The organism is Sciscionella marina DSM 45152, from assembly GCF_000379465.1.
Lineage (GTDB): Bacteria > Actinomycetota > Actinomycetes > Mycobacteriales > Pseudonocardiaceae > Sciscionella > Sciscionella marina.
In genome coordinates, this window is record NZ_KB905387.1 from 32,910 (window position 1) to 49,086 (window position 16,177).

The window sequence follows — 16,177 nt, forward strand, 5'->3', positions numbered from 1 at the left end:
TCGAGTATCCCTTGTGGACACTGCTGCTACCTCGTGTTTCTCTTCGGTGCTCACGAGCGCGCTTCGACAAAGGACTTCATGGCAAGCAGGGTCGCCGTGCTGTTGGCGCCGAGACGGTCCCGGACGAATCGGCGGGCGGTCGCGGCATCCGTACCCTCGCCGAGGACGTCGAGCTTGTCTTCGGCGAGCACGACGGTGTGTCCCGCGACGACCTCGGTGTCCTCGCCGCGCGGGCGGATCACCCAGGTTCCGGTGTGCGCGCGCATCAGGGCAGGCGGCACCGTTTGTTTGTAGACGATGCGTTCCCCGGGGAAGCAGATCCGCACCGACTCGGTCCGGTGTGTGGAACCGTCGGCGGTGCACGTGTGCATGGTCATCGACTGCACTCCCGCGGTGTTCTCCACCAGATCCATCGCGGACACGTGCTCGAGCCGTTCGGGCCAGGATTTCGCCGCATAGAGGAATTCGTATGCGGCCTCAGGGGTGCCCCGCACGAGTACCGAGTCCTCGAAGCTGTGTTCGAGATCCGCGCGGCGGTGCTGGGACTCGGCGATCGATTTGATGTTCGCCAGCTCGGTTGCGCTGTTGTGCTCGGTGACCTCGGCGACGTGGTCGAGATCGGCGGGATCCGCGCCGATGACGGAGAACTCGTGGTCGAGTACGAGCCGAGTCCGACCGTGCGGCCCTTCATCGACCGACCACAGTCCGCTCATGGCCGCGACCGGAGGTGCCGGGATTTCCTGCCGGAACCGGATGCGGCGGGACTGTTCGGCAACGCTCCGGATGGACGTCCAGTTCTTCACGGTCCCCGCGGCCAGCGCCCAGATGTGCAGCCGTTCCCGCCCTCCGGAAAGATCCTCGCGTTCCACGTGCAGGCATGGCGTGAAGTAGCGTGGCCATTCGCGCGCACCGGCGACGATCGCGTAGACGGTCGCCGCGGGTGCTTCGATCAACGTCTCGTGCCTGGTTTTTCCAGGAGCGCCGGTAACCATGTTCGATCGCCTTTCGGTGCGTGGAACGGAGGTCAGTAGCTGCCGAGGCCACCACAGACATTGAGTGCCTGTGCGGTGATCGAGGCGGCTTCCGCAGTGGTCAGGTACTCGACGAGACCGGCGACCTCGTCCGCCGTCGAGTACCGGCCGAGCGGAATCTTGGCCTGGAAGTCGGCCAGGATCTCCTGCTCGGTTACCTTTCCGGCATTGGCGTACGCCTCGCGGATGCGCGCCGCCATCGGTGTCTCGACATATCCGGGGCAGACCGCGTTGACGGTGATGCCGCTGGTGGCCAGTTCCTTGGCGAGCGCCTTGGTGAAGCCGATGACACCGGCTTTGGACGCGGAATACGGAGCGCCGAGCGGTACCCCCTGTTTACCGCCGGTGGAGGCGATGTTGATGATGCGGCCATCGCCGGAGTTGCCGAGTTCGCCGGTGGTCAACGCTTCCCTGGTGAGCCGGAAGACACTGTTCAGGTTGGTCTCCATGACGTCGTCCCACAGTTCGTCGGTTATCGAGGCCGTGTAGCCGCCACCGCTGCGGCCCGCGTTGTTGACCAGGACACTGATCGGCCCAAACCGGTCCACCGTGGCCCGTACCAGCTTGTGCAGCGTATGCGGATCACGCACATCGGTGGCGATACCGTCGCCCCGCAATCCCTCACCGGTGAGTTCGGCGACAGTTTCGTCGACCGCCGCCTCGTCGCGCGCGCACAGGAATACGTTCATGCCGCGCCGGGCAAGCCTGGCGGTGATCGCGCGGCCGATGCCGCTTGTTCCGCCCGTGACCAGTGCCGTGGCCTGATTGTCGGTCATGTCCTGCCTCCGTGCCGCGTTCGCGGTGTGTTCTTCTCGACCGTGCCGGTTCGGTTTGGAGATCCGGCCTAGTGTGGTTGGAGCCGTGGTTCAGGCGAATTCGGTGACGACGATCGCTGAGTTGAAACCACCTCGGCCGCGGGCGAGCACGAGCGCCGCGCGCAGCCGGGCAGCACGCGGTTCGTCCCGGACCAGGTCGAGGCCGTACTCCTGCGGGAGGTCGCGGACATTGACCGTCGGCGGGATCACCTGGTCCCGGATGGCGAGCAAAGCGGTGGCCACGTCGAGGGAACCGCCGCCCGCGTACAACCGACCTGTCATGGTTTTCGGTGCCGTGACCGGAATCCCGTGCCGCCCGAAGATCGTGGCGAGCGCCGCGGCTTCGGCGCTGTCGGCGGTTGCGGTTCCCGCCGCATCGGCGAAGACGACGTCGATATCCGCGGGACCGAGACCGGCATCATCGATAGCGAGTTCCGCGGCCCTGCGCAGGCCCGGTTCCCGCGCGGGGTCTCGCGAGTCGAACGTCGCCGCGTAGCCCGCGATCTCACCGTAGGCTTCCGTTCGGCGTGTACGCACGGAGTCGTCGTCCTCGAGAATCAGCATCGCGCCGCCCTCACCCACGACGTGCCCGTTCACCTCGCGGTCGAAGGGGAGATACGCCGTAGCGGGATCGGTGCGGGTGCTGAGCGTGCCGCAAGCCTGATGGGCCACCCAGGCCCACGGACACAGCGAACTGTCGATCGCACCGCTGACGGTCAATCGGGCACCAGACCGTAACTGGCGGCGCGCCTGGCCGATCGCATCCAGCCCGCCGGCCTGTTCGGAGACCACGACCGCACCGGAACCGCGGATCCCGTGCCGAATCGAGATCTGACCGGTGTTGACCGCGTAGAACCAGGCGAACGACTGATAGGTGCTGACGAAGTCGGGCCCCTGGTGCCACAGCTTCTCCAGTTCCCGCTGCCCGAATTCGTAGCCGCCCGCGGTCGCGCCGGTGACCACCGTTCGCGAGTAACCGTCCCCGTTGTCCGGCGGGGCACCGGAATCGGCGAAGGCCCAGTCGGTAGCGGCAAGGGTCATCTGCGTCATGCGGTCGGTCTGGGTCACCAGTTTCCCGGACAGGTACGCGCTCGGGTCGAAAACGCGGACCTCCCCGGCCAGCCGCGCCCAGTAGCGAGACGGATCGAATCGGGTCAGTGGCCGGATCGCGCATTCCCCGCGCAGCGTGGCCGCCCAGTGCTCTTCGGCGCCGAGCCCGGTCGGGGCGAGGATACCGATGCCGGTGACCACGGCGCGGGTGGTCGGCGGAGTCCGTGCGATCGAACCAGCCCTGGCGACCTCGGCGGTCATGGTCGCACCGTCCTGCGCAGGAGCATCGCCGTCTGGAACCCACCGAAGCCACTCCCGACGGTGAGCGCGCTTGCCACCCGTTGTTCGCGGGCGACAAGCGGGACGTAGTCGAGATCGCATTCCGGATCGGGCTCGTGCAAATTCGCCGTCGGCGGGATGACGCCCTGTTCGAGGGCCAGCAGGCAGCCGACGATCTCGAGTGAACCGATGGCGCCGAGCGAATGCCCGACCATGGATTTGAATCCGCTGACCGGGATGCGGTAGGCATGCTCGCCAAGGCTGCGTTTGAAGGCGGCCGTTTCGTGCCGGTCGTTCTGTTTCGTGCCGGAACCGTGCGCGTTGATGTAATCGACCTCGGTGGCATTCATGCGTGCCTGGTTCAGTGCGGAACCGATCGCCTCGGCCATTTCGCGTCCGTCCGGGTGCAGGCCGGTCATGTGGTAGGCATTGCACCGGGACGCGTAACCCGCGATCTCACCGTAGACATGGGCGCCACGGGCCCTGGCACGTGCCTCGTCCTCCAGGACGAGAATGGCCGATCCCTCGCCAAGGACCAGCCCGTCGCGTGTCTTGTCGAAGGGGCGGCAGGAGTGCTCGGGATCGTCGTTGCGCCGCGAACTCGCCCGGATGACGTCGAAGCACACCGTGGTGATCGGGGAAAGCGGTGCCTCGGTCGCGCCGGTGAGTACGAGATCGGCCGAGCCCTCTGCGATGAGTTCGGCGGCGTGTCCGACGGAGTCCAATCCCGAAGTGCATCCGGTGGACACCACGTTGACCGGGCCCTCGGCGCCGATGAGCGAAGCCAGCTCCGCGGCCATGGAACTCGGTGCGAAGTGCTCGTAGAGGTGCGGGATCGTGTATCGCGGATCGACGTGCCACTCCCGTCCGAGATCGCTGCCGATGACGTACTCGCGCTCGAGGCTCGTGGTGCAGCCGACCGCGCTGCCGAGCGCAACCGCGGTGCGGTGCGAATCGAGGGCGTCGACTTCGATCCCCGCGTCCTCGATGGCTTCCTTGCCCGCGACGAGCGCGAACTGGGCCGCGCGGTCGAGGCGGCGGATCTCCCGTGGGCTCAGTCCCTCGGCGACCGGGTCGAAATCGCATTCGGCCGCGATACGGGACCGATACTGGCGGGCGTCGAACTGCGTGATGTTCCGCGTCGCCGTTCGCCCATTGGCGAGTAGGTCCCAGAATGCTTTGGTACCGATTCCGCCCGGCGCGACCGAGCCGATACCGGTGATCACGGCGCGCCGACTCGCGGTCCATGTCGACATGAGGCTCCAATCCGTACTCCGATACCGACCGAGCTTGCCGACCGGCATTGGAGTTCTCTTCGAGCCGGTGTGGTCGCCTTCGTCTCGATCGAGACTCGAACATCCGGCGATCCCGCTTTGTCACTCTCGGCCCCGATAAGCGAAAGGGAGACTGGTATGCGTGAACTGACACTCGAAGAGCTCGTGGTGATCATGCGGGAGAACATGGGGGACGAGTACACGGCTCCACACGGAACGGAGTTACTCGACATGGAGTTCACCGCGCTCGGATACGACTCTCTTGCCCTTCTCGAGATGCTCGCCCATGTCAAGCGCAAGTACGGTATTGCCGTTTCGGATGACGAGGTCGAAGGAATTCAGACCCCACGTGTATTCCTCGAAAAAATCAATGCCGCCGCCGGGAATTAACACGAGAGCCTGCGCAATGGCAGAAGTCGCCCTGCTCTTTCCTGGGCAAGGAGCGCAGCAACGCGGGATGGCGACCGGTCTCTATGGGTGGGCACCGGTTTTCACCAAGGTCATCGATTCCGTTTTCGGACTGATGGGGACTGAAGGCAAACGGATCCGTGCCGATTGGCTCGGCATCTGTTCGCTGATCGATATCGATGATGTCCGCAGGGCCCAGCCGCTGTTGTTCGCGGTGGACTACGCGCTCGCCAGGATGGTTCTCAGCTGGGGTGTCACGCCGGTAGCATTGCTCGGGCACAGCGCGGGGGAACTCGTCGCCGCCACGCTCGCCGGGGTGTTCACCCTCGAGGAGGCGGTTCGGGTACTGCTCGGCCGGGTGCGCGCGGCCGCCAATGGTCCGGAAGGTGGCATGCTCGCGGTCGCGGCTGGGGCCGATGATCTGCTCCGGTACCTGACCGGTGACGTCGCGGTCGCCGCGGTGAACGGCCCGCGCCAGACCATGCTCGCCGGTACCACCGAGCACCTGCGTTCGGTCGACGAGCGGTTGCGTGCCGATGATTTCACCGTACGTGCGGTGCCCGCTCGCAATCCCTTTCACAGTCCCGCGATGGGGCCCGTGGGACGGGAGGCGAAGCGGGCCGTCGAGAAAATCCCGTTGCGAGCGCCCGAATCGCTGATCTATTCCGGGTACACGGGGTTTCCGCTCGGTGCTGCCGAGGCGCGCGATCCCGAGTTCTGGTCCCGGCAGCTCACTGATCCGGTGTATTTCGGCCCGGCCCTGGATCGGCTGCTCGCCCGACGAGAGCTGTCGCTCATCGAGGCGGGGCCCGGCCAGACCCTCACGACGTTCGCTCGCCGGCACCGGGCGCTCCGCAGCGGGCGAAGCGAGAGCATCCCGCTCTCGCCCGTCCACCCGGATCACGAGGCGGACCGGCAGGCATTGCTCGCCGTCGCCGACCGATTCGGAGCATCGGAAAACCTTGCCGCTACGCCTATTCCGGTCTCGGAGGCGGCGTTCGTCAACGGAAGGTGAAACGTGAGACTCGACGAGGTGTTCCTGGTCGGTACGGGGAGGTTCCTTCCTCCGGCCCTGTCCATCGAGCGGGCCGAGGAGTCCGGGCTCGTCCGGCGCAGTGCCGTCTGGCGTACCGGGATCACCTCGGTTTGCGTCTCCGAGTCCGAGTCGGGTCCGGACATGGCGGTGCGTGCGGCGGAGTCGGTGCTGGCGACCACCGGATGCCGGCCCGCGGACATCGATCTCGTGCTGCACGCGAGTTTCTACTACCAAGGTCACGACCTGTGGCCGGCCGCGTCCTATGTGCAACACCACGCGCTGGACAACACCTGTCCGGCCATCGAGATCAATCAGATGTCCAACGGTGGGATGGCCGCGCTCGAGCTCGCCACGGCCTACCTGCTCGCCGATGAGACGAAACGATACGCACTCATCACGACGGGAGACCGGTTCTGTGCCCCGGGAATCGACCGCTGGACGAGTGACCCCGGTACGGTGCTCGCCGATGGTGCCACGGCCGCGATCGTGTCCACGCGGGGCGGCTTCGCGCGAATCCGAAGCCTGGTGACGATATCCGATCCGAGCCTGGAGGGAATGCAGCGCGGACGGGATCCGGTCGCCGATGCGCCGCTGGCGACAAGGAAACCCATCGCGGTCGAGGAGCAACGGCGCTCGTTCATTGCGCGCAACGGGCTCGATTCGGTCCTCGACCGCATCGACTCGGGGCAGCGTGAGGTGCTGAAACTGACGCTGGCCGACGCGGGGACAGAGCTCGACCAGATCGATTGGTTCGTGCTGCCGAACCTCGGCCGCGGACGGCTCGACGAATACTTCCTGCGCAAGTTCGACATCGATCCCGAGCACACCACCTGGTCCTGGGGAAGCCGGATCGGTCACCTTGGCGCGGGAGATCAGTTCGCCGGTCTGGGGCACCTGGCCGATTCCGGTCTCCTGCGTCCCGGGCAGCGCTGCCTGCTGCTCGGTGCGGGCGCCGGATTCAGCTGGTCCGGTGCCGTTGTGGAGATCACCTCGATTCCCGAAGGAGAGCACGGCATCCATGCGTGATTTCGACATCGTTTCTACGCCACCCGAGCCGATCGCGATCGTCGGTATCGCATGCCGATTACCGGGAGCCGGTGACGCCAGGGAGTTCTGGCGGATGTTGCGGGCGGGGGTCGACGCCGTGGGTGAGATACCCGCACACCGGCACGTCGCGGAGTCCCCACTGCTGCGGTTCGGCGGCTGTCTCGACCGGGTGGACGGCTTCGATGCGCAGTTCTTCGGGATCTCCGCGCGTGAGGCGCGGGTCATGGACCCGCAGCAACGGCTGATGCTCGAACTGGGCTGGGAGGCGTTCGAGGATGCGCGTACCCCTCCCGAGCGCGCCCGGGGCGATAGAGTGGGCGTGTTCGTCGGCGCGATATGGGACGACTACGCCACTCTCGCGCACCAGGCGGGTGTTCCGATCGGCCAGCACACCCTGACCGGCACACACCGCGGCATCATTGCCAACCGGATTTCTTATGCGCTCGGGCTGACCGGTCCGAGTCTCGTTGTCGACACCGGACAGTCCTCTTCCTTGGTCGCCGTGCATTCCGCGTGCCTGAGCCTGTGGAACAAGGAATCCTCGCTTGCGCTCGCCGGCGGGGTCAACCTCAACCTCGCCCCTCAGAGTGCCGAGGAGGTCATCGAATTCGGTGCGCTTTCCGCGGATGGGCGATGCTTCACCTTCGACGCCCGCGCGAACGGTTACGTCCGTGGCGAGGGCGGTGCGCTCGTCGTGCTCAAACCCCTGACCGCGGCGCTCGCCGACGGTGACCGGATCTATGCGAGCATTCGCGGTGCCGCGGTCAACAACGACGGCCACACCGACGGACTGACAGTGCCCGGCGAACGGGCGCAGGAGGAGCTGCTGCGCGCGGCGTACGCGCGCGCGGGAGTGGAGCCCGGCGATGTGGACTATGTCGAGCTGCACGGGAGCGCGACCAAGGTCGGTGACCCGATTGAGGCGGCGGCTCTCGGAGCCGTGTTCGGACAAGGGCGATCGGCGCGGCAACCGCTGCGGGTCGGTTCGGTGAAGACCAATATCGGGCATCTGGAAGGCGCGGCCGGTATCGCCGGCCTGGTCAAAACGGCGTTGTCGCTTGCCAACCGCGAACTTCCGCCGAGTTTGCATTTCGTCACGCCGAATCCACGGATACCGTTGGAGCGGCTGCGATTGCGCGTTCAGGATTCCCGCACCGGCTGGCCACGCGCGGGCATCCGGTTGCGCGCCGGGGTTTCGTCCTTCGGGATGGGAGGGACGAACTGTCACCTCGTGCTGGAGGAAGCGCCCGAAGCCGCGGCGGATCAAACCGATCCGGGTACCGGAGTCGTTCCGGTCCCGCTTTCGGCCGCCTCGGCGGGCGCTCTGCGAGATGCCGCGCACGCACTCGCGGACCTGCCCCACCGGCAGGAGATCACACCGGCCGACCTCGGCTACTCGCTCGCGCGAACCAGAGCACGACTGCGCCAGCGTGCCGTCGTGCTCGCCGAGGACCGGGCTGAACTCGATGCCGGGCTTGGTGGCCTCGCCGACCGCAAACCGGTCGCGCAACTGGTCCGGGGCGAAGCCAGGGACACCAAGCTCGCCTTCGTGTTCTCCGGGCAGGGCGGACAGCGCGCGGGCATGGGAAAGAAACTGTACGCGCGGTTTCCCGTTTTCGCCGAGGCGTTCGACGCGGTGTGCGCCGAGTTCGACCGCAGGCACTCCGGCGGCTTCCGGCTACGGGAGATCGCCTGGAGCGAGGACACCGAACCGCTCGGGCGCACCGACTACGCGCAGGCCGCGATCTTCGCGGTGCAGATCGGGCTGTATCGGTTGTTCGAATCCTGGGGAATACGACCGGATTTCGTTGTCGGGCACTCGCTGGGGGAACTCGCCGCGGCACACAGCGCGGGCGCGTACTCGCTTGCCGATGCGGTTTCGCTGCTCGTCACCCGAGCGCGGCTGATGCAGTCGCTTCCCTCGGGGGGCGCGATGGCTTCCCTGCGTGCCGGCGTGGCGGAGATACGACCGCTGATCGAAGACACCGAGGTGGATATCGCCGCGGTCAACGGGCGGGAATCGGTGGTCATCGCGGGCGCGGACGAGGCGGTGGAACGCGTCTGCGCGCGATTCGCGGCCTTGGGGCGTGAACCCAAACTGCTTTCGGTCAGCCACGCCTTTCACTCGCCGCTGCTGGATCCGATTCTCGATGAGCTCGGTTCGTTCGCGGCTGGCCTTCCCGACACTGGCCCACGCGAATGCGGATTCGTCTCCACCGTAACGGGTTCCCTGATGGACAGGGGCGAGGCGTTCCCGGCCGGGTACTGGCGGCGGCAGGCAAGGGAACCGGTCCGGTTCGCCGAGGCACTCGATTCGCTCACCGCGCTCAGTGTCGGTCTGTTCCTGGAGATCGGGCCGTCCGGGGAGCTCAGTTATCTCACGGCCAGGCATCTCGCCGAATCCGATGCGCTCGTGGTCCCGGGGACCCGGGCAGGCGATGAACCGCGCGCCACTCTGACCGCCCTCGCTCGGCTGCACACCGCTGGGGTCGAACCGGACTGGCGTGCGGTGTTCGGTCACCGACGCGTGGTGGACCTGCCGACGTATCGATTTCAGCGCGAACCGTACTGGTTCACCGATGCCGCTCCGGAAGTGCCCGCGCCTGCCGAGGCGTCGACCGTATCGATCACCGAGTCCGTCAGAGCGGTGATCGCGGCCGTGCTCGGGGTGCGGCAGGAACGGCTCGACGAGCAGGCCACCTTCGCCGATCTCGGGGTGAGTTCCCTGATGGCCACGGAGTTGTGCGAACGCCTCGGTGGAATCGACGGGGTGCGGGTGAACACCAGCGCGCTGTTCGATCACCCCACACCAGCCAGACTGATCGAATACCTTGGCGAGCGGGCCGGAGACAGTGAAACTCGAGGGTTTTCCCGAACGAGCACTTCGGGATCCGCGGAACCGATCGCGATCCTGGCGATGTCCTGCCGGTTTCCTGGCGGGATCGATTCGCCGGGCGGACTGTGGGATCTCGTTCTGGCCGAAGGCGAAGCGATCTCGCCGTTGCCGGAGGACCGCGGCTGGGATCTGGCCGGGCTGGCCGATGCCGGTGAGTCGGTGCCGCGCCACGGTGGGTTCCTCACCGGTGCCGATCGGTTCGACAACGAGTTCTTCGGCATCAGCCCACGCGAGGCAACCGCGATGGATCCGCAGCAGCGGCTCCTGTTGCAGACCGCTTGGGAAGCCTTCGAGCGGGCCGGTCTCGATCCGCGCGGGCGCTCGGACGTCGGCGTGTTCGTCGGCGCGAGCGCGCAGGAGTACGGCTCTCGCCTTGCCGAACGCGGTGGTGAGCACGAGGGCTACCGGCTCACCGGGAGCACGGTCAGCGTGGCCTCGGGACGTATCGCCTATGCCCTCGGCCTTGGCGGACCGGCCATGACCGTGGACACGGCGTGTTCGTCCGCGCTGGTCGCGGTGCATCTGACGATGAACGCGCTGCGCACCGGTGAGTGCTCGCTCGGGCTCGCTTCCGCGGCGACGGTGATGTCCGAGCCCGGAATGTTCGTCGAGTTCGCGAAACAGGGCGGGCTTGCCCCGGACGGCCGGTGCAAGGTCTTCGCGGCGGGCGCCGATGGGACGGCCTGGGCCGAGGGGGTCGGTGCGCTTGTACTCGAACGCCTCTCCGACGCCGAGCGTCTCGGGCACCCGGTACTGGCGGTGTTGCGCGGAAGTGCGGTCAATCAGGACGGGGCGAGTAACGGGCTGACCGCGCCCAACGGGCTGGCTCAGCGGCGCGTGATCGGCACCGCCTTGCGTTCCGCGGGGCTCGAGCCCGCCGATATCGACGTGCTCGAGGCACACGGTACCGGCACCCGACTCGGCGACCCGATCGAGGCGAACGCGCTGCTCGCCGCCTACGGCGAAGGGCGTGAACCGAGCCGTCCACTGTGGATCGGATCGGTGAAATCGAATATCGGGCACACTCAGGCGGCGGCGGGGATCGCCGGGATCATCAAGATGGTCGAGGCGATGCGGGCCGGTGTGGTACCGAGATCGTTGCATCTCGACGAACCATCCGAGCACGTCGACTGGTCGGCCGGAGTGCTCGCACCGCTGCACAGCGCCCGGTCATGGGATTCGGGAGACCACCCCCGCCGCGCCGCGGTGTCTTCGTTCGGAATTAGCGGCACGAACGCGCACGTGGTACTGGAGCAAGGACCGACCGATGGTCCGGAACCGCTCACCGGCCCCGATCGGTCGCGGCCTTTCGTACTTTCCGCGCCCACCCCGGTCGGGCTTCGGGCACAGGCGGGACGGTTACGCGAATACCTCGCGTCCCGGCCGGCGGCATCCCTCGCCGATATCGGGCGGACGCTGGCGACCGCACGGGCCGTGTTCGACCATCGTGCGGTCGTGCTTGCCGAGGACCGCGAAACCCTGCTCGACGGGCTTGCCGCGATCGAACGCGGGGAATTCTCGCCCGCCGTCGTGTCCGGCAGGGCCGAGGATGGCGCGGTGGTGTTCGTATTCCCCGGCCAGGGTGCGCAATGGCCCGGTATGGCGCGCGAGCTGCTTGCCGATGCGCCGGTATTCGCCGAGCGAATGCGGGAGTGTGCCGCAGCGTTCGAACCGCATGTGGAGTGGTCGCTTCTGGCGGTACTGCGCGGGGAACCGGGCGCCGCACCGCTTACCCGTGTGGACGTCGTGCAGCCGGTGCTGTTCGCGGTGATGGTCTCGCTCGCCGCGCTGTGGGAGTCACTGGGTATTCGCGCAGACGCGGTCCTCGGGCATTCTCAGGGTGAGCTCGCCGCCGCCTGCGTCGCCGGCGCGTTGAGCCTCGAACAGGCGGCCGCGTTGGTCGTCGCCCGCAGTAGGGAGATCACTCGGCTCGCCGGTACCGGTGGAATGGCCTCGATCGCGCTCCCTGCCGAGGAAGTCCGTCAGCACATCGACGGCCGCGCGGATGTGCACATCGCCGCGATCAATGGGCCGAGGTCGACGGTTCTGGCCGGAGCGCAGGACACGCTCGCCGGACTCGTCACCGAGCACCGGTCACGGGGGGTGCACGCGCGCGTGATCGAGGTGGACTACGCCTCACATACCCCGGACGTCGAGGTGCTTCGCGCCGCACTCGAGGAGCAGTTCGCCGGGCTCGTGACCGAGCGGCCGCGGATCCCGTGGTATTCGGCGGTCACCGGTGAACCGGTCGCGGATCGGCTCGACGGCGGCTACTGGTACCGCAATATGCGGGCACCGGTGCAGTTCGCGCGAGCGGTGCGGGCAGCGGCCGAGCAGGGGCATCGGATCTTTGTGGAATGCAGCCCGCATCCCGTACTGACCCTCGGTGTCGAGGACACGCTCGCCGATGGCGGCAAGCCCGGCGTCGTGGTGGGGACGCTGCGTCGCGAGGAAGGCGGCTGCTCGCGTGTGCTGCGTTCGCTCGCGGAAGCTTTCGTCGGCGGAGCACGAATCGACTGGACGCGGCTGCTCCCCGAAGGCCGTACCGTCCCCGGGGAATTGCCGACCTACGCGTTCCAGGAGAAGCGTTACTGGCTGGCGGGTAACCGCCCCGGGCTCGATATCGGCACCCTCGGGCTGGCCACGGCCGGACATCCGATGCTCGGTGCGATGGTCGAACTTCCCGAGTCCGGTGGACTGGTCGCCAGCGGTGTCATTTCCACGCGAACGCATCCCTGGCTGGCCGAGCATGCCGTTTCCGGTTCGGTGCTGGTGCCGGCGACGGTGTTCGCGGAGCTGGCGTTGTCGACGGGAGGCCAGGTCGGGTGCGGACAGCTCGCGGAGCTCGTTCTCGAGTCACCGCTCGTGCTTTCCGAGCGCGGCGACGCGGTGACCATCCGGATCGAGCTCGGCGGCCCAGGAAAATCCGGCGAGCGGCCGATCGCGTTGTGTTCCGGACCAGGCCAGGTCTCCGGGGAGACGGAGTGGGTCCGCCATGCGCACGGTTCATTGGAGCCGGTCCGCGCGAAGTCCGTCGCGGCGGCTGGACACTGGCCACCCGAACGGTCCGAACCTGTCGAGGTCGGGGACTGCTATGCGCGGCTCGCCGAACGGGGACACGAATACGGCGCCTCGTTTCGGGCGCTGCGGGCGGTGTGGCGCCGCGATGACGAGATCTTCGCCGAGATCGAGCTCCCCGAAGCGCGGCGCGGCGACGGCTATCCCGTGCATCCGGCGCTGCTGGACGCGGCACTGCACGCCCTGCTCGGCTTCGGGCCGTCCGCACAGGAGACCGAGCCGTCGCTGCCTTTCGAACTCGGCGGTATGACCGTCCAGGGCCAGGGCACCACGAGCGCGCGTGTGCACATCACGCCGGGTGGTAGCGGGACCGTCTCACTCGCGCTCAGCGCGGACGGGCAGCCGGTGTGCACTGTCGAACGACTGGTACTGCGCCCCGCGAAGCCGGGCTGGGATCCGGGTGCCCTCGACTCGCTCTACTGGCTCGACTGGATTCCGCGCGACCGCGAGCGAAGCAGGGTGCATGCCGCGGTCCTCGGCGCGGCCGGACTCGGCGGTCCCCGACCGTATCCGGACCTGTCCGCGCTGCGGCGAGCACGGGACGTGCCGGAACTCGTGTTCACAGCCGTGGACGGTTTCGGCGGTGCCGATCCGGCCGAGGACGCGCTCACGGTCACGACCGGGGTGCTCGAACTGGTGCGGCGCTGGATCACCGAGGAACGGTTCGCCGGATCACGGCTGGTGTTCGTGACCCGTGGCGCGGTCCCCCTCGACGGTCCCACCCTGGCCGCAGGGCTTGGTCAATCGGCGGTCTGGGGACTGGTTCGGTCCGCGCAGTCCGAGCATCCCGGGCGGTTCGGCCTTGTGGACGTGGATACGGATGTGTCGTTCGATCTGTTGCTCGACGCGGTGGGGACCGGAGAACCACAGCTCGCCATTCGCGAGGGGCGGTCGTTGGTGCCGCGCCTCGCCGAGATCGGCACACATCCGGGTATCCGACTGCCGAAGGGGCCGGGGAACTGGCACCTGGAACTGGCTCGTCAGGGCGCGCTCGATGATCTGGTGCCGCGCTCCGATCCCGCCGGTTCCCGCCCACTGGAGGCCGACGAGGTGCGTGTCGAGATCCGTGCCGCCGGGGTGAACTTCCGGGATGTCGTGGTCGCACTCGGGATGGTCCCCACCGAGCAGGGGATCGGCATCGAGGGCACCGGTGTGGTGCGCGAGGTGGGTTCGGCGGTATCTGCGTTCGCGCCGGGGAACCGGGTGTTCGGTATGATCGAGGGCGCCTTCGGCTCGTCCGCGGTCGCCGATCAGCGGCGGCTGGCCAGGGTTCCCTCGGACTGGTCGGACATCGAAGCGGCCTCGGTGCCGATCGTGTACCTCACCGCCTATCACGGGTTCGTGTCCCTCGCCGGGCTCGCCGCCGGGGAATCCGTGCTGATCCACGCGGCTACTGGCGGGGTCGGTATGGCCGCCGTCGCGCTCGCCTGCTTGCTCGGCGCCGAGGTCTTCGCGACGGCCAGCCCCGGCAAGTGGGACACTTTGCGTGCGATGGGGATCGACGAGAACCACATCGCCTCATCCCGTTCGCTCGACTTCGAGGCGGAGTTCCGCGCTGCGAGCGGTGGGCGTGGAGTCGACGTGGTGCTCAACTCGCTCACGGGTGAGTACATCGACGCCTCGTTGCGGTTGCTGGCTCCGGGTGGCCGGTTCATCGAGCTCGGGAAGACCGATATCCGCGATCCCCGGCAACTATCCGCAGAACATCCCGGAACGCGGTATCACGCGTTCAGCCTGCCCGAGCTTGCCCCTGAGCGGATCGCTACCATGCTCGCCGAGCTCATGGACCACTTCGCGCAGGGGCGACTGCACCCGGTCCCGGCAGTCGCCGCGGACGTGCGTCGCGTTCCTGGCGTGTTGCGTCGGCTCGGTAGTGCCGCGCACACCGGAAAACTCGTGCTGACCGTACCCCGCTCGCTCGATCCGGAAGGCACCGTGCTGATCACGGGCGGCACCGGAACCCTCGGCCGCCTGCTGGCACGGCGCCTGGTCACCGAACATGGTGTGCGAAATCTGGTGTTGCTCGGTCGGCGCGGCCCGGATGCGGACGGTGTCGCCGAGCAAGTGGAAAAGCTCGCCAGACTGGGCGCCGAGGTCCAAGTGCTTGCCTGCGATGTGAGCGACCGTGCGGAACTTCGGCGCGTGCTTGAGGATATACCGCGAGAACATCCGCTCACCGGGATCGTGCACGCTGCCGGAGTGCTCGACGACGGACTGGTCGAATCGCTTTCGACCGGGCAGCTTTCCCGGGTGTTCCAGGCGAAGGCGAAAGCCGCCTGGTTACTGCACGAGCTCACCGCGGATACGCGGCTGGCGATGTTCGTACTGTTCTCCTCCGCTTCCGGACTTTTCGGCGAAGCTGGTCAGGCCAATTACGCCGCGGCGAACGCCTTTCTGGACGCCCTCGCGGGATATCGCCGTGCGCACGGTCTGCCCGTGAGCTGTCTCGCCTGGGGACTGTGGGAAGCGCGTGGTGGTATGACGGCACATCTCGGTGAGAGCGATCTGGTCCGCTTGCGGCGCACCGGGATGGGCCAGCTCTCGGTGGTTCGCGGACTGAGTCTGTTCGACTTGGCCGGCACCGTCGACGAAACCGTGCTGGTGCCGGTCGCGGTGCAACGGCGCGAGTTGCGGTCCGGTCCGGAGCTTCCCGCCGTGCTCGAGAACCTGGTCGAGCCTTCACCTTCTCCCGGCGGGGAATCCGCCGATCGGGTCGAGGGAACGGCCACACTCGGCGAACGGCTGCGCGATATGCCGGAGAGCGACCGGCGACCGGTGCTGCTCGACCTGGTGCGCGCCGAAGCAGCGACTGTCCTCGGCTATCCCGAGGCCGGTGAGGTCGCGGCCGAACTACCGATGACGGAGCTGGGATTCGATTCGCTCACCTCGGTGGAACTGCGCAATCGTCTCAACTCGGCCACGGGACTGCGGTTGACATCGAACACCGTGCTTGAATCGCGAACGTTGATGGACCTCATCGAGGTGATCGGAGTCGAGTTGGCCACGTGACAGGGTCTACGGACCAGAAGGTTCGGGTTCGAATCCTGGCACGCTATGGAGCCACGACGAGCAGTGGACGGGCCCTCCGATACAGGTCACTGAGTCCGTTGGTGTCCGTCGCGCAGGATCGTCGCATCGGGAGCCGGTACCGCCACCGGCCCGTTCCATGCCGAAGGACCAACTCCCGCTTCATGAGGACTGTTGTACGACCGTCAGATGACCGGTGCGACGAGCCGGCGGTCTCCAGCGGAGCCCACCGCCGC

The 16,177-nt window shown here is 67.5% G+C and carries 8 protein-coding genes; 4 read left to right on the top strand and 4 right to left on the bottom strand.

Translation table 11 applies throughout. The features are described 5' to 3' along the window. Positions 1-50 precede the first annotated feature (50 nt). The 4 genes from A37U_RS0114215 to A37U_RS0114230 form a co-directional block, all read right to left on the bottom strand. Entirely contained in the window at positions 51-992 is a 942-nt protein-coding gene (locus A37U_RS0114215) for an aromatase/cyclase (protein WP_026197218.1), read from the bottom strand. A 32-nt stretch (positions 993-1,024) separates the two neighbouring features. Next, complete coding sequence (locus A37U_RS0114220) at positions 1,025-1,807, bottom strand: SDR family NAD(P)-dependent oxidoreductase (protein WP_020497316.1); 783 nt, start codon at positions 1,805-1,807, stop codon at positions 1,025-1,027. 90 nt (positions 1,808-1,897) lie between these two features. Continuing rightward, positions 1,898-3,157, bottom strand: coding sequence for a ketosynthase chain-length factor (locus A37U_RS0114225; RefSeq protein WP_020497317.1), 1,260 nt, complete (start codon positions 3,155-3,157; stop codon positions 1,898-1,900). Next, positions 3,154-4,431: a beta-ketoacyl-[acyl-carrier-protein] synthase family protein gene (locus A37U_RS0114230; RefSeq protein ID WP_020497318.1), complete on the bottom strand. Its 1,278-nt coding sequence runs from the start codon at positions 4,429-4,431 to the stop codon at positions 3,154-3,156. Before A37U_RS0114230 ends, A37U_RS0114225 begins: the two co-directional genes overlap by 4 nt. Positions 4,432-4,587: 156 nt before the next feature. Between A37U_RS0114230 and A37U_RS0114235 the strand changes: the two genes are divergently transcribed. From A37U_RS0114235 to A37U_RS0114250, 4 genes are read left to right on the top strand one after another with little or no spacing between them, the layout of a single operon-like run. After that, the gene (locus tag A37U_RS0114235; RefSeq protein ID WP_020497319.1) at positions 4,588-4,839 is read left to right on the top strand and encodes an acyl carrier protein; all 252 of its coding nucleotides are present in this window, start codon (positions 4,588-4,590) and stop codon (positions 4,837-4,839) included. Between the two features lie 16 nt (positions 4,840-4,855). Next, a complete protein-coding gene (locus A37U_RS43705; protein ID WP_205622927.1) occupies positions 4,856-5,872 on the top strand; it encodes an acyltransferase domain-containing protein in 1,017 nt (338 codons plus the stop codon). A gap of 3 nt (positions 5,873-5,875) precedes the next feature. Then, entirely contained in the window at positions 5,876-6,919 is a 1,044-nt protein-coding gene (locus A37U_RS0114245; RefSeq protein WP_020497321.1) for a ketoacyl-ACP synthase III family protein, read from the top strand. Continuing rightward, entirely contained in the window at positions 6,912-15,923 is a 9,012-nt protein-coding gene (locus A37U_RS0114250) for a type I polyketide synthase (protein WP_020497322.1), read from the top strand. The genes A37U_RS0114245 and A37U_RS0114250 overlap by 8 nt, the downstream gene beginning before the upstream one ends. Positions 15,924-16,177 lie beyond the last annotated feature (254 nt).

Excerpts from the sequence above, each read along its gene's own strand:
- A37U_RS0114215 (WP_026197218.1), bottom strand. The coding sequence starts at position 992 with ATGGTTACCGGCGCTCCTGGAAAAACCAGGCACGAGACGTTGATCGAA.
- A37U_RS0114220 (WP_020497316.1), bottom strand. The coding sequence starts at position 1,807 with ATGACCGACAATCAGGCCACGGCACTGGTCACGGGCGGAACAAGCGGC.
- A37U_RS0114225 (WP_020497317.1), bottom strand. The coding sequence starts at position 3,157 with ATGACCGCCGAGGTCGCCAGGGCTGGTTCGATCGCACGGACTCCGCCG.
- A37U_RS0114230 (WP_020497318.1), bottom strand. The coding sequence starts at position 4,431 with ATGTCGACATGGACCGCGAGTCGGCGCGCCGTGATCACCGGTATCGGC.
- A37U_RS0114235 (WP_020497319.1), top strand. The coding sequence starts at position 4,588 with ATGCGTGAACTGACACTCGAAGAGCTCGTGGTGATCATGCGGGAGAAC.
- A37U_RS43705 (WP_205622927.1), top strand. The coding sequence starts at position 4,856 with ATGGCAGAAGTCGCCCTGCTCTTTCCTGGGCAAGGAGCGCAGCAACGC.
- A37U_RS0114250 (WP_020497322.1), top strand. The coding sequence starts at position 6,912 with ATGCGTGATTTCGACATCGTTTCTACGCCACCCGAGCCGATCGCGATC.